Origin of the sequence: Skermanella pratensis, from assembly GCF_008843145.1 — a bacterium.
Lineage (GTDB): Bacteria > Pseudomonadota > Alphaproteobacteria > Azospirillales > Azospirillaceae > Skermanella > Skermanella pratensis.
Genome location: NZ_CP030265.1, coordinates 3,629,348 through 3,647,534 on the forward strand (window position 1 = coordinate 3,629,348; position 18,187 = coordinate 3,647,534).

18 protein-coding genes are annotated in these 18,187 nt (G+C 68.0%); 11 read left to right on the forward strand and 7 right to left on the reverse strand.

The window, feature by feature from the left end; genetic code table 11:
* Nucleotides 1–21: 21 nt before the first annotated feature.
* Nucleotides 22–249, reverse strand: a complete 228-nt coding sequence (locus tag DPR14_RS16545; RefSeq protein WP_158046138.1) for a sulfurtransferase TusA family protein — start codon at nt 247–249, stop codon at nt 22–24.
* Nucleotides 250–461: 212 nt separating this feature from the next.
* Between DPR14_RS16545 and DPR14_RS16550 the strand changes: the two genes are divergently transcribed.
* The gene (locus tag DPR14_RS16550; protein WP_158046139.1) at nt 462–809 is read left to right on the forward strand and encodes an ArsR/SmtB family transcription factor; all 348 of its coding nucleotides are present in this window, start codon (nt 462–464) and stop codon (nt 807–809) included.
* A gap of 16 nt (nt 810–825) precedes the next feature.
* Here DPR14_RS16550 and DPR14_RS16555 read toward each other — a convergent pair whose 3' ends face one another.
* Entirely contained in the window at nt 826–1,242 is a 417-nt protein-coding gene (locus tag DPR14_RS16555) for a DUF423 domain-containing protein (RefSeq protein ID WP_211103792.1), read from the reverse strand.
* A 184-nt stretch (nt 1,243–1,426) separates the two neighbouring features.
* On the opposite strand from DPR14_RS16555, the gene DPR14_RS16560 reads away from it, so the two are divergent.
* Nucleotides 1,427–3,130, forward strand: a complete 1,704-nt coding sequence (locus tag DPR14_RS16560; protein WP_192498984.1) for an ATP-binding protein — start codon at nt 1,427–1,429, stop codon at nt 3,128–3,130.
* A gap of 18 nt (nt 3,131–3,148) precedes the next feature.
* Here DPR14_RS16560 and DPR14_RS16565 read toward each other — a convergent pair whose 3' ends face one another.
* The 3 genes from DPR14_RS16565 to wrbA form a co-directional block, all read right to left on the reverse strand.
* Nucleotides 3,149–3,904 carry a protein phosphatase CheZ gene (locus tag DPR14_RS16565; RefSeq protein ID WP_158046141.1) on the reverse strand — a complete coding sequence of 252 codons (756 nt, stop codon included), beginning with the start codon at nt 3,902–3,904 and terminating at the stop codon, nt 3,149–3,151.
* A gap of 162 nt (nt 3,905–4,066) precedes the next feature.
* Nucleotides 4,067–5,014: a glutathione S-transferase family protein gene (locus DPR14_RS16570; RefSeq protein WP_158046142.1), complete on the reverse strand. Its 948-nt coding sequence runs from the start codon at nt 5,012–5,014 to the stop codon at nt 4,067–4,069.
* Between the two features lie 99 nt (nt 5,015–5,113).
* Nucleotides 5,114–5,716: an NAD(P)H:quinone oxidoreductase gene (wrbA, locus tag DPR14_RS16575; protein ID WP_158046143.1), complete on the reverse strand. Its 603-nt coding sequence runs from the start codon at nt 5,714–5,716 to the stop codon at nt 5,114–5,116.
* A gap of 145 nt (nt 5,717–5,861) precedes the next feature.
* Between wrbA and DPR14_RS16580 the strand changes: the two genes are divergently transcribed.
* The 9 genes from DPR14_RS16580 (at nt 5,862) to DPR14_RS16620 (ending at nt 16,636) form a co-directional block, all read left to right on the forward strand.
* A complete protein-coding gene (locus tag DPR14_RS16580; RefSeq protein ID WP_158046144.1) occupies nt 5,862–6,788 on the forward strand; it encodes a LysR family transcriptional regulator in 927 nt (308 codons plus the stop codon).
* Between the two features lie 94 nt (nt 6,789–6,882).
* Nucleotides 6,883–8,139 carry a fasciclin domain-containing protein gene (locus DPR14_RS16585; protein WP_192498985.1) on the forward strand — a complete coding sequence of 419 codons (1,257 nt, stop codon included), beginning with the start codon at nt 6,883–6,885 and terminating at the stop codon, nt 8,137–8,139.
* A 157-nt stretch (nt 8,140–8,296) separates the two neighbouring features.
* Entirely contained in the window at nt 8,297–8,950 is a 654-nt protein-coding gene (locus tag DPR14_RS16590; protein WP_192498986.1) for a TetR/AcrR family transcriptional regulator, read from the forward strand.
* 10 nt (nt 8,951–8,960) lie between these two features.
* Nucleotides 8,961–10,196, forward strand: coding sequence for an efflux RND transporter periplasmic adaptor subunit (locus DPR14_RS16595; protein ID WP_158046147.1), 1,236 nt, complete (start codon nt 8,961–8,963; stop codon nt 10,194–10,196).
* A 34-nt stretch (nt 10,197–10,230) separates the two neighbouring features.
* Complete coding sequence (locus tag DPR14_RS16600; protein ID WP_158046148.1) at nt 10,231–13,356, forward strand: efflux RND transporter permease subunit; 3,126 nt, start codon at nt 10,231–10,233, stop codon at nt 13,354–13,356.
* 134 nt (nt 13,357–13,490) lie between these two features.
* On the forward strand, nt 13,491–14,720 hold the full coding sequence (locus DPR14_RS16605) for an MFS transporter (protein ID WP_158046149.1): 1,230 nt from the start codon (nt 13,491–13,493) through the stop codon (nt 14,718–14,720).
* 133 nt (nt 14,721–14,853) lie between these two features.
* The gene (locus DPR14_RS16610) at nt 14,854–15,435 is read left to right on the forward strand and encodes a YqaA family protein (protein WP_158046150.1); all 582 of its coding nucleotides are present in this window, start codon (nt 14,854–14,856) and stop codon (nt 15,433–15,435) included.
* Nucleotides 15,436–15,466: 31 nt separating this feature from the next.
* Nucleotides 15,467–15,973, forward strand: a complete 507-nt coding sequence (locus DPR14_RS16615) for a disulfide bond formation protein B (RefSeq protein ID WP_158046151.1) — start codon at nt 15,467–15,469, stop codon at nt 15,971–15,973.
* 18 nt (nt 15,974–15,991) lie between these two features.
* Entirely contained in the window at nt 15,992–16,636 is a 645-nt protein-coding gene (locus DPR14_RS16620; RefSeq protein ID WP_158046152.1) for a demethoxyubiquinone hydroxylase family protein, read from the forward strand.
* Between the two features lie 57 nt (nt 16,637–16,693).
* Here DPR14_RS16620 and DPR14_RS16625 read toward each other — a convergent pair whose 3' ends face one another.
* On the reverse strand, nt 16,694–17,257 hold the full coding sequence (locus DPR14_RS16625) for an HNH endonuclease (protein ID WP_158046153.1): 564 nt from the start codon (nt 17,255–17,257) through the stop codon (nt 16,694–16,696).
* A 197-nt stretch (nt 17,258–17,454) separates the two neighbouring features.
* Nucleotides 17,455–18,117: an alpha/beta hydrolase gene (locus DPR14_RS16630; RefSeq protein WP_158046154.1), complete on the reverse strand. Its 663-nt coding sequence runs from the start codon at nt 18,115–18,117 to the stop codon at nt 17,455–17,457.
* Nucleotides 18,118–18,187 lie beyond the last annotated feature (70 nt).

An 18,187-nucleotide genomic window follows, 5' to 3' on the forward strand; every position in this document is an offset into this window, starting at 1 on the left:
GCGCCATCTTGCCGCGCCCGCTCAGCCCGCCTTCCGGATCCTGAAAGTGTAGACGGCGCCGTCCTGGTCGACCGACAGGAGTTCGTGGCCCGTCGCGTCGCAGAACGCGGGGAAATCCTTCGTGGCGGCCGGGTCGGTGGCCTCGATCACCAGAACGTCGTCGGGAACCAGGTGCTTGATCGCCTTGCGGGCGCGCAGCACGGGTAGCGGACAGGTCAGATCCTTCGCGTCGAGGGTGTGGATTGCCATGGCGGTATTCCTTGAATGATGGTGGCGAAAGCTGATAGGAGCGGACCGGCTTGCGCCGCATCCGGCCGGGTGACGGACGGGACGGCGAATTGGCTTTACGGCGCCGGCCGGATCGCCGATATGTAAGCCTGGGTTTGGAACTATCTGTCTATACCTGCCCTTTACCGTGCCGGTTCCGGGGCGACCGGCGGCAGTGAGAGAACCGCGTCGGTATGACCATAGAGGATCTTCAGGAAAGCGCCCGCGAAGCGAGCAAACTGCTGAAGGCAATGAGCAATGAACGCCGCCTGCTCATTCTCTGCCATCTCGCCCTGGGGGAAAAGTCGGTCGGCGAACTGGAGACGCTGGTGGACCTCAGCCAGTCTGCCCTTTCCCAACATCTGGCCCGGCTGCGCCGGGACAACCTGGTGCGGACGCGCCGGTCGGCGCAGACGATCTACTATTCCCTCCAGGGCGGCGAAGCGGCGGCCGTGATGAAGGTGCTTCACGACCTTTACTGCGCGCAGCGGCAGGACCGGGCGAATGCACCGGCGTCCCGGGACAGCGCCGCCATCGCCTGAGTCACTCGCTCCGGCCTCAGGGCGCGGTGTCTCCCCCTGCGCTGGACGTCATCCAGCGCACCCCCACGCCGGCCAGGGCCAGCCAGCCCACCATGAAGGCGATCCCGCCGACCGGTGCCACGGCACCCAGCGGGCCGGGTCCCTGCACCGCCAGGAGGTAGAGCGCCCCGCAGAACAGCAGGGTCCCGGTCAGGAAGCCCCAGCCTGCAACGCCGAGCAGCCAGCCCGCCCGGCGCGTCGCCCCGGCCCGGGCCAGCGCCGCGACCCCGGCCAGGGCCAGGGCGTGCCACATCTGGTACTGCCCGGCGATCCGGAACAGCTCGACCGAGCGTGCGTCCGACAGCCCGTGCGAGGCGTATGCGCCGGTCGCCACCGCGATGCCCCCGCTCAAGGCCGCCAGCACGAGCCAAAGTCCGGTGATGCGTTGCGACATGGATCGGTTCTCCTGCTTTCCGCCGCCTGATGCCCTTTTTCGTCCTCACAGGCCAGCTCGGCGCGGGCGGGTATGGCCCGACGCTTGCTATGACCATAAGGGTGAGCAGCGGCGACCAGCTATATCCTTTGGTTTATGCAAGCTGCTTCGCATTTTGCAATTCGAGACGCCGAGCCGAGGGACCATGCCTCATCTTTCGCGCATTACGCCAGTCCTCAAGCAAAGCATCGGCGACCGGTCCGGGAAGATCAAGGGCGGGCGCCGTCCGCCGAAGTCCGGGCCCCAGTGGAGCGACGGGGTGCTGGGCGCCTTCATGGCATCCACCTTCGACGGAATGGCCCTGCTCAGGGCGGTCGGCGACGCGGATGGCCGCATCAGCGACTTCCGCTGGGTGCTGATCAACGAGGAAGGCGGACGCCTGATGACGCGTTGCTCGGCGGACCTGATCGGCCGACGGCTGACGGCGACGTTGCCCGACCTGGTTCCGGGCGGCCTGCTCGACCGGCTGGCCGCCGTCGCGGGATCGGGGAAATGCGCACGCTTCGAGGCCCCCTCCTGCGGCACCGGCGGCGGCTGGTTCGAGTATTCAGCCGTCCCGGCCGAGGGCGGCATCGCCTTGAGCTTCCGCCCTGCCCGATCCTGCCGCGGCAGGGTGCCGTCCGAGGATGCCGTGCATGCCGAGCGCGCCAAGGCCACCTTCCTGTCACTGATGAGCCATGAGATTCGGACGCCGTTGAACGGCGTGGTCTGCGCGCTCGATCTGCTCGCGGAAGGCATCGCGCGGGAGGACCGGGACGCCTTCATGGAGACGGCCCGCAAGTCCGGCAGGGATCTCGCCCGGGTGATCGACGAGATCCTGGATTTCGCGAAGCTGGAGGGCGAACCCGTCGAACTGATGGACTGCCCGTTCCGCCTCTCGGACCTGGTCGCGATTGAGGTCGATGCGGTGATCCGTGCGGCAGAGGCCAAGGGACTGACCATCGCCTGCCGCATCGACGCGGCGCTGTCCCGGACCGTGCGGGGCGACCGCCAGAAGCTGGCAAGGATCCTTCGGAACCTGCTGTCGAACGCGATCAAGTTCACCGAAGCCGGGGGACTGACCGTGGCGCTGGAGAGCACCGATGCGTCCGCCGACGATCTCGCGGCAGGGCGGAGCGGCGATCTCGTGCCGTTCGTGCTCTCGGTCACCGATTCCGGCATCGGGATCGACCCCGGCTACCGGGCAAGCCTGTTCGAAGCCTTTTCGCAGGCCGACTGGTCGATCAAGCGGCGCTACGGCGGCTGCGGCCTGGGACTCGCCGTCGCGAGCCGGCTCGCCGCCGCGATGGGAGGATGCCTGACGGTACTCAGCGAGCCGGGGCACGGCAGCAGCTTCCGCCTGCACCTGACGATGCGGGCCGCCGACGGCCCGAAACCGTCACCGGGCTGCACGTCCAACACGGTTCGGCCCCATATGCCGGCGCGTCAGGCCGCGGCACCCGGTCCGGTCGGCGGGGGCTCGCGCCCGCGGGTGCTGCTGGCCGACGCCAGCGAGGCCAGCCGCATGGTGACCGGACTGATGCTGATGCGCGCGGGCTTCCTGGTGCATACCGTGACCACCGGTCGGAGCGCGGTCGAAACGGCGCGCAGAACGCGGTTCGAGGCCGTCCTGCTGGACATAACGATGCCCGATATGGGCGGCCTGTCCATGGTTTCGGCCATCAGGGCCCCCGGCGAAGTCAATGAGGGCGTACCGATGATCGGCATGACGGCGCATGCCGATTCCGCGGAGGCCGCCCGCTGGCGCGCCGCCGGGCTCGGAAGTCTGCTCGTGAAGCCGTTTCAAAAACGGGACCTGCTCGGAATGCTTGAAATCCGGATCGGCGCCTCGGCCCTTGCGGCCGAATGAAACCGCCGACGGGACGGATCAGCCGAACAGGGCGTCGATCTCCGCCTGGCTGATCGCCTTTCCCTGAAGCTGCGGCCCGTTCAGCAGCTTCGCCTCTTCCGCGACCGGGACCTCGACCGAGGTCGGCAGGTTGGCGAAGGCCTCGGCGCCCCAGGTCTGGATCATGTTGACGACACGCTCCTCGATGAAGTCGAGCGTCCGCACGACCTTGCCGATCCGCTGGCCGGTAATGTCCTGGAAGTTGCACGCCTCGAAGATGCTGATGACAGCGTCCATGATGCCGTCGAGGTCGGCCTTGCCCTCGGGATCGTCGGTCCTGGCCTTGAGCTTGACCGCCGTCTTCTCGATCAACTCGGCGGCGCTCAGCACCCCGTTGGTCGCGTGTTCGGTCGCGCTGACGATGGCGGCCAGTTCCTCGCCGGCGACCACGAGCCTGTCCTGCTCCGCCTTCGGATGGCGGAGCGCCGCGATCTCGATGTGGGTCGCCTGGATACGATGCTGGAGGTCGGCGACGTCGGGTCCGGGGGCAGGCAACGGTCCGGGCGGCGGTCCGGGCGTGGGGGCCGGCTCCATGACCGGCTGAAGTGCCGCCAGTTCGTCGAGCCGCCGTTCGATCCGGTCGATCGCGGCCATCAGCTCCGCCGGCGTGGCCGTCGGAACGGGAGCGGGAGCCGGATTTTCCGACTTGGCGACGGTTTCCAGGTCGGTTGACGCCCCGTGCCGGAAAGGCAGGCCTCGACGTTGCAGTTCTGCGGTGAATGGCTTGGCCGACATGCCGTCGATCTCTGCGAAGCTGGTACGGGACAACAGGGGCAGAGTATCGACGTATACACTTTATCGAAGGTTAACGGGTCGCATGCGAATTGTCGCATTTCGGTTGAAACGGAGAACTCGGCGCCCGCCCGCCCGCGACCGCCGCGATCCCCGGCACCGGCTTCAGAACCGGCCGCGGTCGTGGGGGGCGCCATGGTCCAGCGCCGGACCCTTCGGCACGATGCCGGTCGGGTTGATGGTCTTGTGGCTGCCGTAATAGTGCCGCTTGATATGATCGAAGCTGACCGTCTCGGCGACGCCGTCCACCTGGTACAGCTCACGCAGGTAGTTGGACAGGTTCGGGTAATCCTCGATCCGGCGCAGGTTGCACTTGAAATGGCCGACATAGACCGCGTCGAATCGGATCAGGGTGGTGAACAGCCGCCAGTCGGCCTCGGTCTGGCGATCGCCGGCCAGATAGCGCCGACGGCCCAGCCGATCCTCCAGCGTGTCGAGCGCCTCGAACAACTGGTCGAAGGCCCGCTCGTAGACCGCCTGATCCGTCGCGAAGCCGGCCTTGTAGACGCCGTTGTTGACCCGGTCGTAGACATAGGCGTTGATCTCGTCGATCTCGCCACGCAGATCGGCCGGGTAGTAGTCGACCGAGGGGTCGCCGAAGGCGTTGAACTCGGTATTGAGCATCCGGATGATCTCTGCCGATTCGTTGTTGACGATCGTCCGCTTCTGCTTGTCCCACAGCACGGGCACGGTCACCCGGCCGTTCATGTCGGGCTTGACCTCGGTATAGACCTCGTAGAGGAATCGCTTGCCGTTGACCGGGTCGGCGCCGGGCGCCAGCTCCCAGCCGTTCTCCAGCATCAGCGGCTCGACGACGGAGACGGAGACCGCCTCGTCCAGCTTCTTCAGCTTGCGGAAGATCAGGGTCCGGTGCGCCCACGGACAAGCCAGCGAGACATAGAGGTGATAGCGCCCTGGTTCGGCCTTGAAGCCCGACGCGCCGTCGGCCGTGACCTGGTTCCGGAACGCGCTCTCCTGCCGCTTGAAGGCGCCGCCGGTCGATTTCGTGTCGTACCACTGGTCGTGCCAGCGCCCGTCGATCAGCAAACCCATGGTCGTTTCCTCCAGCGTTGCGTTGCAATCCCGCGCCGTGCCTCCGATCGAACCGGAGGCACGGGTCTTCAACATCCGTCACGCAGCTTTGCTGCGGGATCAACCGTGCAGCTTTGCTGCGATCTCCGCGACATGGCGGCCCTGGAAACGGGCACCATCGAGTTCCACGGCGCTGGGCTGGCGCGAGCCGTCGCCGCCGGCGATCGTCGTGGCACCGTAAGGCGAGCCGCCGGCGATCTCGTCCAGGGTCGTCTGGCCGGCGAAGCTGTAGGGAAGGCCCGCGATCACCATGCCGTGGTGGAGCAGCGTGGTATGGAAGGAGAGGATGGTGCTCTCCTGCCCGCCGTGCTGCGTCGCGGTCGAAGCGAAGACGCTGCCGACCTTGCCGATCAGCTTGCCCTGCGCCCACAGGCCGCCGGTCTGGTCGAGGAAATTGCGCATCTGGGACGCCATGTTCCCGAAACGGGTCGGCGTTCCGAAGATGATGGCGTCGTAATCGGCGAGTTCCGCCGGAGTCGCGACCGGGGCGGCCTGATCCAGCTTGACGCCGGCCTTGGCCGCGACTTCCGGCGGCATCAGCTCGGGTACGCGCTTGACCGTCACTTCGGTGCCGGGAACCGAACGGGCTCCTTCGGCGACCGCTCCGGCCATGGTTTCGATGTGACCATAGGTGCTGTAGTAGAGGACCAGGACCTTCGCCATGTCTCGTCTCCCGTCTGGATGGATCCGTCGGCACCGGATGATCGCGCCGACGCCCTGACAGATATTGCGTTGCGTTGATCCTGATAATCTCCGACAATCTCACTTCATTGTTCTGCTGCACGCAACAATAGGGCGGGGAGGACGCATGGACCGGCTTGACGACATGTGCGTTTTCATCCGGGTGGTGGATGCCCGCAGCTTCACGCGCGCGGCGGAGCGGCTGGGCCTGTCCAAGTCGGCGGTCAGCCGGCGCATGGCCGACCTGGAGAACCGCCTGGGCGCCCGGCTGCTCAACCGGACCACCCGCAGCCTCAGCCTGACCGAGGTGGGACAGGCCTTCTACGAGCGTTGCACGCGGATCGTTGCCGACGTGGAGGAGGCCGAGCGCGCCGTCGCCGACCTGCACGCGCAGCCGCGCGGCACCCTTCGGATCAATGCGCCGATGTCGTTCGGCATGATGCACATCGCGCCGGCCATTGCCGAGTTCCTGCGCCGCCACCCCGGGCTGGAGATCGACATGGACCTGAACGACCGGTACATCGACCTGATCGAGGAGGGGTACGACGTCGCGGTGCGGATCGGCAGGTTGCGCGACAGCAGCCTGGTCGCCCGGCGCCTCGCCCCGAGCCGGCGGGTGGTCGTGGCCAGTCCCGCCTATTTCAAGGCCCACGGTCGGCCGGTCGATCCCGAAGAATTGAGCGGCCACAACTGCCTGATCTACACCAATGCGCCGCTGGCCGACCAGTGGCAGTTCCGGATCGGCGGCGAAGTCCGCTCGGTGAAGGTTTCCGGCACCCTGCGGGTCAACAACGGCGAAGTCTTGCGGGAGGCGGCCGTCGCCGGCCACGGCATCGCCATCCTGCCGACCTTCATCATCGGCGAGCAGATCGCCAGCGGCCGGTTGGACGTCGTGCTGATGGACTTCGTCGCCGGGGACAGCGCCGTCCACGCGGTTTATCCGCACGGCCGCCATTTGTCGCCCAAGGTAAGGGTGTTCGTCGATTTCCTGGCCGGGCGGTTCGGTCCGGTGCCTTACTGGGACGCCTCGCTGCACGTGCTGACCGGGGGGTGAACGGCACTCACCCGGGAACCCTCCGCTCCACTCCCTGTTGTAACCGTCAACAAGCCGGTGCTTGTCAAGAGACAAAACGCGGAGGATGAGGATAATGAACAGGCTGATGTTCGGCGCGGCTGTCATCGCGCTTACCGCAGGGACGATGGGATCGGTTCAGGCCCAGACCTCCAATGGCAGTACCGAGAATTTACAACCGGCTTCCTGCACGCAGCTCGAAATCGGCCAGGTCGGAAACCGGGTGGACCAGCTCCAGGGCCAGCAGAAGGCCGAGGCCGAGCTGATGCTCCAACAGGCCCGCGATGCCCAGAACGACGGTGACCTGAACCAGTGCCGCCAGATCCTCGCGGACCTCGAGCAGACGCTCCCGGGCGGCCAGCAGGTCACCAGGACGACTCCGCTTCCCGCCATCCTCGGCGGCGAGGGCGGCCAGCAGGGTACCGCTCGGAACGGCGCCGACCCGCAGCAGTCGCCAATCCAGGCCGACAACGTCGTCGCGGCGCTGCGCGAGAATCGCCAGTTCAGCACCCTGGCAGGTTTGATCGAGAGCGCCGGCATGGTCGAGACGCTGAGCCAGTCGGGTCCCTACACTATCTTCGCGCCGACCAACGCGGCCTTCGAGAAGCTGCCGCAGAACGTCCGCGACCAGCTGGCCCAGGAGCAGAACCGCGATCAGCTCCGCGCCGTGCTGTCCCAGCACGTGGTCCAGAACCAGAGCATCGCCTCCAACCAGATCCCCGAGGAGATCAAGGCGATGGGCGGCGGGCCGATCGACGTGTCGATGACCAACGGGCGTCCGCGTCTCAACATCGGCGCTCCGCAGCCGCCGGTCCAGAACCAGACCGGGGCCAATGCCGGCCAGACCATGGCCTCCCAGCCGGCGGCCGTGACCGACCTTCGCGACGCCCGCACCGCGCTGGAGAACGCGAACCAGACCCTGGGCGGTCAGGACCAGGAGATGGAGGCCGTCCAGGACCAGATCACCACCGCGCGCCAAGCGATCGACCGCGGCCTGACCGGGGCACAGGCGCCGAACCGCGCTCCTCTCGAGCAGGCGAGTTCCGCCCTTGCCCGCGCCGATCAGGCCGTGCAGGCCAACGATCGGAATGCGGCCCGCCAGGCGGTCGACGACGCGCTGCTTCAGGTCCGCCAGGCAGAGACCGCGATGACCGAAGGCGCGGAGACCGCGACCGCCGGCCAGACTTCCAACGGGACGCAGCGCACGGCGGACCGTTCGGACCAGACCCCCGCATCCATCACGGTCGGCGACATCCGCACCGGCAATGGTTTCGTCCACGGCATCGACCAGGTGCTGGTGCCCGAAAGCGTGCAGGAGGCGCTTGTCCAGTAACCGCGACAGCCTAACCCCAAGCTACCTCTCGAAGGCCGGCGCTCTCAGCGCCGGCCCTTTTTCGTTTGCATTTGTCCTACTTGACGCACGTGCCTGATCGGCGTAGATCACTGAGTGAATGAACGTTCACTCTCAGCACAGACGGCAGCACGGCGGCATGGCACCAAGCGTCAAGGAAGACTCGACCGCAACGACGACGGCGGACCCGCGGGAGGCGCAGCAGCAGCGCATCCTCGGCGCCGCCATGACCTGCTTCGCGCGCTCGGGCTTCCACAAGGCCAGCATGCAGGACATCTGCGCCGAGGCCGGCATGAGCGCCGGCAACCTGTACCGCTATTTCCGCAGCAAGGAAGCCATCATCGCCGCCATCGCGGAAGCCGACCGCGTCCGCAACGCCGAGATCTTCGAGATCCTGGACCGCACGGACGACCCGGTGCGCGGGCTTTCCGCGCTGGCCCGCGCCTTCCTGCGCGAGATGCACGGCCGCGAGGCGCCGGCGCTCTGCACCGAGATTATCGCCGAGGCGTTGCGCAACCCCGAAATCCGCGCCATGTTCGAGCGCAACATCAACGAGGCCCATGCCGCCTGCGCCAAGGCGCTGCGCCGGGGGATCGACAAAGGAACCGTCGATCCCGGAATCGACGTGGACGTCACGGTCCGGCTGCTGATGGCGCTGGGTGACGGCATCATCGCCCACCGGCCCATGGCCGACTTCATGACCGACGACAGGATCGACGCCGTGCTCGACACCCTGCTGGAACGGTTCCTGCGGCCAACATCCGCACCCTCCTCGGCTCCCCTTTCCGAATAAGGCCAAGACCATGTCCCGAGCACCCGATCGCCTCTCGTCCATAGGCAAGCTGCTGCTTGGCGCGGCGCTGCTCGGCTGGTCCGCAGCCGTTTTCCCCGCCGCCTCGCCGGCCCGCGCCGAGGAACCCGCCGTCAGCGTTCCCAAGCCGCCCAGCGTCAGCGTGGTCAAGGCCCGGACCGGCACCCTGGCCGAGACGATCCTGATGACCGGCACCCTGGTCGCCCGCGACGAGGTGCTGGTCGGGGCGGAGATCGACGGCCTCGCCATCACCGAGCTGCTCGCCGAGGAAGGCGACCGGGTGGATCGCGGCCAGGTCCTCGCCCGCCTGTCGCGCGACATGCTGGATGCCCAGGCGGCGCAGAACACAGCGTCGATCACCCGCGCCGTCGCCGCCATCGCCCAGGCGCGCAACCAGATCGCCGAAGCCAACGCCAACGCCCGGCAGGCGGGCGCCGCCTTCGACCGCGTCCGCACCCTGCAGGACCGCGGCAACGCGTCCCAGGAATCGCTGGAGCAGCGCGAGGCCGCCGCCCTGGTGGCCCGCGCCCGCGTCGCCGTCGCCGAGGACGCCCTGCGGCTGGCCCAGGCCGACAGGGACCTGGCCGAGGCCCAGCAGCGCGAGATCGAGGTCCGCATCGGCCGCACCCAGATCAAGGCCCCCGCCGCGGGCATCATCAGCCGGCGCGAGGCCAAGCTGGGAGCCCTGGTCTCCTCCGGCGGCGAGCCGCTGTTCCGGATCATCGGCAACGGCACGATCGAGGTCGAGGCCGCCGTGCCCGAGACCTCGCTGGCCCGGCTGCGCGTCGGCCAGCCGGCGCAGGTCCGTCCCGCCGGCATAACCGAACCGGTTCCGGCCCAGGTCCGGCTCGTCTCGCCCGAGGTCGACCGCGCGTCCCGCCTCGGCCGCGTCCGCCTGACGGTGGACAGCGTCCCCGGACTGGCGGTCGGCGCCTTCGCCCGCGGCGCCGTCGAGGTGGACCGGCGGGAGGGCACACTGGTGCCCCTGTCGGCCGTGCTCAACCGGCCGGAGGGACCCGTGATCCAGGTCGTGCACGACGGCATCGTCGAGACCCGGCCGGTCACCGTCGGATTGAAGGCCGAAGGCACGGCCGAGATCCGGAACGGCCTGACCCCGGGGGAGGACGTGATCGCCGTGTCCGGCACCTTCGTGCGCGACGGGGACCGGGTGACCCCGGTGCCGCATACGCCGGCCGCCTCGCCGATCCAGACCAGCAGCGTTCCCTAAGCGCCGTCACGAGAGAGAAGCGGGAGCCCGCCCCATGTCGCTCAATGTATCCGCCTGGTCGATCCGGAGCCCCGTCCCCGCCCTGGTGTTCTTCACGGTGGTCATGCTGCTGGGCATCGTGTCGTTCCAGTCGCTGCCGATCACGCGGTTCCCCAACATCGACGTGCCGGTCGTCTCGATCACCGTGACGCAGTCGGGTGCGGCACCGTCCGAGTTGGAATCCCAGGTGACCAAGCAGGTCGAGGACGCGGTCGCCAATATCACGGGCGTCAAGCACGTCACCTCGACCATCACCGACGGCACCTCCACCACCGCGATCGAATTCCGGCTGGAGGTGGACACCGACCGGGCGGTCAACGATGTCAAGGACGCGATCGCCAAGATCCGCGCCGATCTGCCGCGTACCATCGACGAACCCATCATCGAGCGGATCGACGTGGAGGGCCAGGCGATCCAGAGCTACGCCGCCTCCGCCCCGGGGATGACCCTGGAGCAGCTGTCCTGGTTCGTCGACGACGTGGTCAAGCGCAAGCTGCAGGGCCTCAAGGGCGTCGGACGGATCGACCGGATCGGCGGCGTCGAGCGCGAGATCCAGATCCAGCTGGACCCCGACCGGTTGATGTCGCTGGGCATCACCGCGGCCGACGTCAACCGCCAGCTCCGCGCCACCAACATCGACCTGGGCGGCGGGCGCGGCGAGCTGGGCGGCCAGGAACAGGCGATCCGCACGCTGGCCGGCGCCCGCACGCTGGACGACCTGCGCCAGACCCGCATCGTGCTGCCCGGCGGGCGCGAGGTGCGCCTGTCCGACCTGGGGGAGGTGGTGGATTCGTACGAGGAGCCCCGGTCCTTCGCCAAGCTGAACGGCGAGCAGCAGGTCGTCTCGTTCAGCGTGTTCCGCTCCAAGGGGGCCAGCAACGTCGATGTCGCCAGGGTGGTCGAGGCCGAGCTCGCCAGGCTGTCGGAGGCCAATCCCGATGTCGGCTACACCCTGATCGACGACACGGTCGACTATATCGAGGGCAACTACGAAGCCGCGATGATGACCCTGCTCGAGGGCGCCGCCCTGGCGATCATCGTGGTACTGGTGTTTCTGCGCGACTGGCGGGCGACCCTGATCGCCGCCGTCGCGATGCCGCTGTCCATCATTCCGGCCTTCTGGGTCATGAGCATGATGGACTTCTCGCTCAACCTGGTCAGCCTGCTGGCGATCACGCTGGTGACCGGCATCCTGGTGGACGACGCGATCGTGGAGATCGAGAACATCGTCCGCCACATGCGGATGGGCAAGTCGCCCTACCGCGCCGCGATGGAAGCCGCGGACGAGATCGGCCTGGCGGTCATCGCGATCACGCTGACCATCGTCGCCGTGTTCGCGCCGGTCAGCTTCATGGGTGGCATTCCCGGCCAGTACTTCAAGCAGTTCGGCTTGACGGTCGCGGTCGCCGTGCTGTTCTCCCTGCTGGTCGCCCGGCTGATCACGCCGATGATGGCGGCGTACCTGATGCGGCCCCACCCGCCCCGGCCGGAGCGCGACGGCGCGCTGATGCGGGCCTACACCGGGTTCCTGGCGGTCACGCTGCGCTGGCGGTGGCTGACCCTGCTGGCCGGCATCGGGCTGTTCGCCGTGTCGATCTGGAGCACGTCGCTGCTGCCCACCGGCTTCATCCCGGCGGAGGACGCGGCCCGCTCCGTCGTCTCGGTCGAGCTGCCGCCCGGCGCCACGCTCGATGACACCGCCCGGACCACCGACCGGATCGCCGCGACCCTGCGCGAGATGCCGGAGGTCCGGTCGGTCTTCGTGATGGGCGGCACGACCCCGACCGGAGCCGGCCGCGAGGTGCGCAAGGCGGCGCTGTTCATCATGCTGACCCCGAAGGGCGAGCGGGAGCTGACCCAGAAGCAGGTGGAGGGCGAAATCTCCCGCCGCTTGGCCGAGGTGCCCGACATCCGCGCCTGGTACGTCAACGAACGCGGCGAGCGCGAACTGTCGATCACGGTGATGGGCAACGACGGCGAGGCCCTGGGCGAAGCGGTCGCCTCGATCGAGGCCGCCATGCGGCGCGAGCCGGGCTTCTCCAACGCCGCCGCCAGCGCCGGGCTGGACCGGCCGGAGATCCGCGTCCTGCCGCGCCTGGACGAGGCCGCCCGCCACGGCGTCTCGCCGGAGACCATCTCGGAGACGGTGCGGGTCGCCACGATCGGCGACATCGGCGCCAACCTGGCCAAGTTCAACGCGGGCGACCGCCAGATCCCCATCCGCGTCCAGCTCGACACCCAGGCCCGCCACGACCTGCGGCTGATCGAGACGCTTGCGGTGCCCAACACCGCGGGGATCGCCGTGCCGCTGATGTCGCTGGCCGACATCTCGTTCGGCCAGGGGCCCTCGTCGATCGAGCGCTACGACCGGGAGCGCCGCGTGCTGATCGGCGCCGACCTGACCGGCGGCCTGACGCTGGGCGACGCGCTGGCCCGGGTGAAGGCGCTGCCGGAAGTCGGGAACATGCCGGCCGGCACCCGTATCCAGGAGAGCGGCGACGCCGAGATCATGGGCGAGGTCTTCTCGGGCTTCGCCGCGGCCATGGGTGCGGGCTTGCTGATGGTGCTGGGCGTGCTGGTGCTGCTGTTCCACAACGTGTTCCAGCCGATCACCATCCTGCTGTCGCTCCCCCTGTCGATCGGCGGCGTGATCATAGCCCTGCTGCTGACCGGCAACCCGATCAGCATGCCGGTCGTGATCGGCATCCTGATGCTGATGGGAATCGTCACCAAGAACGCGATCATGCTGGTCGATTTCGCGGTGGAGCAGGAACGGAGGGGCATGCCCCGGATCGAGGCGATCATCGACGCCGGCCGCAAGCGCGCCCAGCCGATCATCATGACCACCATCGCGATGGCCGCCGGCATGCTGCCCAGCGCCATGGGAGCCGGCGACGGAGGCGAGTTCCGAGCCCCCATGGCGATCGCGGTGATCGGCGGCCTGCTGGTCTCCACCGTGCTGTCGCTGATTTTCGTGCCCAGCTTCTACACGATCATGGAAGGGCTGTCGGAACGGGTCGGCCGCGTCCTGGGCCGCTTCGTCGGCCCCAAGGAGGACGACGATCCGCACGGCGCGCCTCGCCCGGCACCGGCCCTGCCGGTCCGCCACGCGGCGGAGTAGGCAGGGGGAAGAGCCGGGGAAAAGCCGGGGACCAGCCATGACGAAGGGTGCGTTGACCGATGTCGGCGCACCCGTCATCGTTTGGCATCAAACTTTCATGCGCAAGCCCCCGTCACTCCGCCGGTCCCCTCCCCTTGAGCTATATCGCCTTCATCGCCGCCCATGGGCGGATGCTCGCCTTCGGCTTCCTGCTGACCCTGTTCTCCAGCTTCGGCCAGACCTTCTTCATTTCGCTGTCCGGCGGCCACATCCGCGAGGAATTCGGCCTGACCAACGCCGAGTTCGGCCTGCTCTACTCGATCGCCACCCTGGGCAGCGCCACCGCGCTGATCTGGGCGGGCCGCCGGATCGACACCACCGACCTGCGGCGCTACGTGACCGCCGTCTGCCTGGCGCTCGCCGCCGCCTGCATCGGGATGGCGACCGCCGGCCACGCGGTCCTGCTGGTGCTGGCGTTGTTCGGCCTGCGCCTGGCCGGACAGGGGCTGATGCCGCATACCGCCTTCACCACCATGGCACGCCGATTCGACACCGGCCGGGGCACGGCCCTGAGCCTTGCGGCGCTGGGCCACCCGACCGGCGAGGCCCTGCTGCCCACGGTGATGGTGACCGCCCTGGCGCTTCTGGGCTGGCGCAGCGCCTGGGCGGTCTGCGCCGTCGTGCTGCTGGCCGTGGTGCTGCCGGTGCTGCTCTGGCTGCCCCGCGCGGAACCCGCCGCCCCCGGCGCGGCCCTCCCGGCCGGAACCTCGCCGTCGGCCCGTCCGTTGGCGGTCCGGGACTGGACGCGGGGGGAGGTTCTGCGGGACCCGCGCTTCTATATGGTGCTGCCGGCCTTGCTCGCCCCCGGCTTCATCAACACCGGCGTGTTCTTCCACCAGATCGCCCTGGTCGAGTCGAAGGGGTGGCCGCTGTCCCTCTTCGCCGCCAGCTTCGCGCTCTATGCCGGGACCACCATCGTAACCTCGCTGACCGTCGGGCCCCTGATCGACCGGCTGGGCGCCGTGCGCCTGATGCCCTTCTACCTGCTGCCGCTGGCGGCCGCCCTGCTCGTACTTTCCTCCACCGCCGACCCGCTGGCCGCCGCAGGCTTCATGGCACTGGCCGGAATCACCGCCGGGATCAGCGCGATCATCGTCGCGGCCGTCTGGGCGGAGCTGTACGGAACCCGCCACCTGGGAGCGATCCGCTCGCTGTCGGTGTCGGTCACCGTGCTGGCGACGGCCCTGTCGCCGGGGCTGTTCGGCTGGCTGCTGGACCGGCAGGGCAGCTTCGACGGCATCGCGCTGGGAAGTGCGGCCGGCGTGCTGGCGGCGGCGGCGCTGACGGTGCCGGCGGTGCGGCGCCGAGCCGGAGCCGAGAGATGAAAAACAGAAAGCTCGAAGCGTCACGGCGGCGGCTATCGTGCCGATTGCGTGCACTGCAGCGGACTGTTAGACAGCTCCGCGGATACCGGACGCCGCCATGCGGGCCGGCAAACTGCTATGGGGTGGCTTTTCCGTGATCAGACCGCTGTACGACTGGACGATGCGCCTTGCGGGTCATCGCCATGCCATGTGGGCGATGGGGTTCATCTCCTTCATCGAAAGCTCGGTCTTTCCGGTGCCGCCGGACGCCCTGCTGATGCCGATGGTGCTGGCGCGCCGCGACCGGGCCTGGGCGATCGCCGCCGTCTGCACGATCGCCTCCGTCGTGGGCGGAGCCTTCGGCTACATGATCGGTTATTTCCTGTGGGACGCGATCGGCCAGCAGGTGATGAACCTGTACGGCTACACCGACAAGATGGACCAGTTCGCGGCGCTCTACAACGAGTGGGGTTTCTGGATCGTCGCCGGCGCCGGCTTCACGCCATTCCCCTACAAGGTCATCACGATCGCCAGCGGGGTCACCCATCTGGACTTCGCCGTCTTCATGATCGCGTCGGCCGTGTCGCGCGGCGCGCGGTTCTTCCTGGTGGCCGGCTTGCTATGGTATTTCGGTCCGCCGATCCGCACCTTCATCGAGAAGAACCTGGGCATCCTCGCCACGGCGTTCTTCCTGCTGCTGCTGGGCGGTTTCGTGGCCGTGCGGTACATGGTCTGATCACTTCGGCCCGCATTTCCCTTCGGAGACCATGAACACGTCAGACGCCCTGTCCGCTCCCCGCCTGCCCGCGCTCTTCCTGCTGGGAGCCAGCATCGGATCGCTGCTGGCCGCTTTCTTCTTCCAGTACGTGGTCGGACTGCAGCCCTGCGTGCTGTGCATCTGGCAGCGCTGGCCCTACGCCGCCGTGATCGCCCTGGCGGCAGTGGCGCTGCTGATGGCGCGGGCGCCGCGGATCCGGGCGGCGATGCTCGCCCTGTGCGGCATGGCCCTGCTGATCGGCGGCGGCATCGCGGTTTTCCATGTCGGCGTCGAACAGCACTGGTGGACCGGAACGCCGGGATGCGGCGTCACGGGAACCGCCGATTCGGTCGAGGCGCTCCGGGCGCAGATCATGGCGACTCCCGTCGTCCGGTGTGACAAGGTCGCCTGGTCGCTGTTTGGCATTTCCATGGCTGGATACAATATCCTGATCTCACTCGTGCTGGCGGCGGTGGCATTGGTCGCCGCCGGCCGGGCCGCCTCGGCGGCGCGGTGAGAGGAAGAGGAGCGACCCATGACCCTGACCAACGAACGTCCGCAACTGACGGGCCCCGAAGAACACCTGCTGATCGAAGCGTCTCCCAGCCCAGGTCCCGAGGCCGAGGCGCCGAAGCCGGCCCGTCCCCGTTACCTGCCGGGAGACCCCGAGACCCGCGAGCAGCTTGCCCGCATGATCCGGGTGAACCATGCCGGCGAGTACGGCGCCAAGCGGATCTACGAGGGGCAACTCGCCGTGCTGCGGAACTCTCCCGCCGCCAAGACCATCCGCCACATGCAGGAGCAGGAACAGGAACACCTGGACACCTTCAGCCGGCTGATCGTCGAGCGCCGGGTCCGGCCCACGGTGCTGCATCCGCTGTGGCACGTCGCCGGCTTCGCCCTGGGCGCCGCCACGGCGCTGATGGGCCAGCGCGCCGCCATGGCCTGCACTGTCGCGGTCGAGGAGGTCATCGACGAGCACTACGCCCAGCAGGCCGAGCAGCTCGGCGACACCGAGCCGGAACTGAAGGGCTTCATCGAGAAGTTCCGCGCCGAGGAGTTGGAGCACCGGGACATCGGGCTGGCCCACGAGGCCGAGCAGGCTCCGGCCTATCAGGTGCTGACCGGCCTGATCAAGGCGGGGTCGCGCGCCGCGATCTGGGCGGCACAGCGCTTCTGAGGATGGCGCCGGTCGATCCTGGCCGGCGGTCCGCCAGGACGTCCGTATGGACGCCGGTCAGAACGGGTCGAGTTCGGTATCCCAGTAAAGAAAATCCCGCCAACTTTCGTGCAAGAAGTTTGGCGGGAATGATCGTCCGTTTTCCTGAAGCTGATGGGCCGTCGGTTGGAAGGGCGGCATTAACGGGACCATGCCGCACTGGTTGGGCAGCCTGTTCCCTTTCCTCAGGTTGCACGCCGAGCAGGACGTGACGACGTTCTCCCACGTCGTTCGCCCGCCTTTCGAGCGCGGAATCACATGGTCGAACGTCAGTTCCTGGGTCGGGAACGGGTCGTTGCAGTACTGGCACGAGAACCGGTCGCGCAGGAAGACGTTGAACCGGGTGAAAGCGGGACGGCGGGCCGCCGGGATGTATTCCTTCAACGAGATGACGCTTGGCAGCTTGATCTCGAAGTTGGGGGACCGGACGACCCGGTCATATTCGGAAATGATGTTCACGCGGTCGAGGAAGACGGCTTTCACCGCTTCCTGCCAGGACCACAGGGACAAGGGGAAGTAGCTCAGCGGACGGAAATCCGCATTCAATACCAGCGCCGGACAGTGATCGGGTGGTGGTGCCAAGCCCACGCCCTCCTCTGGTTCCCTTGCCTGTCAGGCCCAAGCGCCTGACTTGGATGCGCTTCTCTCATAGAGCATCCTCGACCCAAACTCAACAAGCTGGACCGCCGGACATTCCCAACTTCATGATGCTGTAACGGTATGCCGTCCCCAACATCCCATCCACGCGGGTGAATGGGTGTGGTTCTACGGCGTGCAGGTCATCCCAGAAGCGCCCGTTTCAGGAAGAAGCCGCCGCGGGTCAGGCCTTCCTGGTCGATTCCGTGCCCGAGACCGGGCCGGACCTCGACCTCCACGGGCACGCCGGCGGCTTGAAGGACCGCCTGCGCGGCCGGCAGGGCCTGCGGCGGGACCACCTGATCGGCATCGCCATGGACCAGCAGGACGGGCGGACGGGACTTTATCTCCCCCGCCAGCAGCTCGGGAGCGAGCAGCGCGCCGGAATAGCCCAGGACGGCGCCAACCGAGTCGGGCCGGCGCAACGCCACGTAAAGCGATGTCATGGTGCCCTGCGAGAACCCGACGAGCGCCAGCTTGTCCGCCGTAAGGCTGCGTTCCGCCAGGGCCTGGTCGATGAAGGCATCGATCACCGGAGCGACCCGCTTGACCCCCGCCGTCATGGCGGACATCGAACGGTCCAGCAGGCTGAACCACTGATAACCGTAGGGCGACATGTCGCACTGGTCCGGCGCGTTGGGGGAGATGAACTCGGCATCCGGAAGCAGGGCACTCCAATAATCCGCCAGCGAGATCAGGTCGTCGCCGTCGGCGCCGACTCCGTGCAGCAGGATGACAAGCTGGCGGGCGGGGCCGCCGGATGCGGGCGGGACGCTGGGTCCCGAGATTTTGGCAAGGTCGCTCATGCGTGCTGTTTTGAACAACCCCATTCGTCCTGTCAATCTCCCTACGGGTTACCAACGGGAGATTTGAACC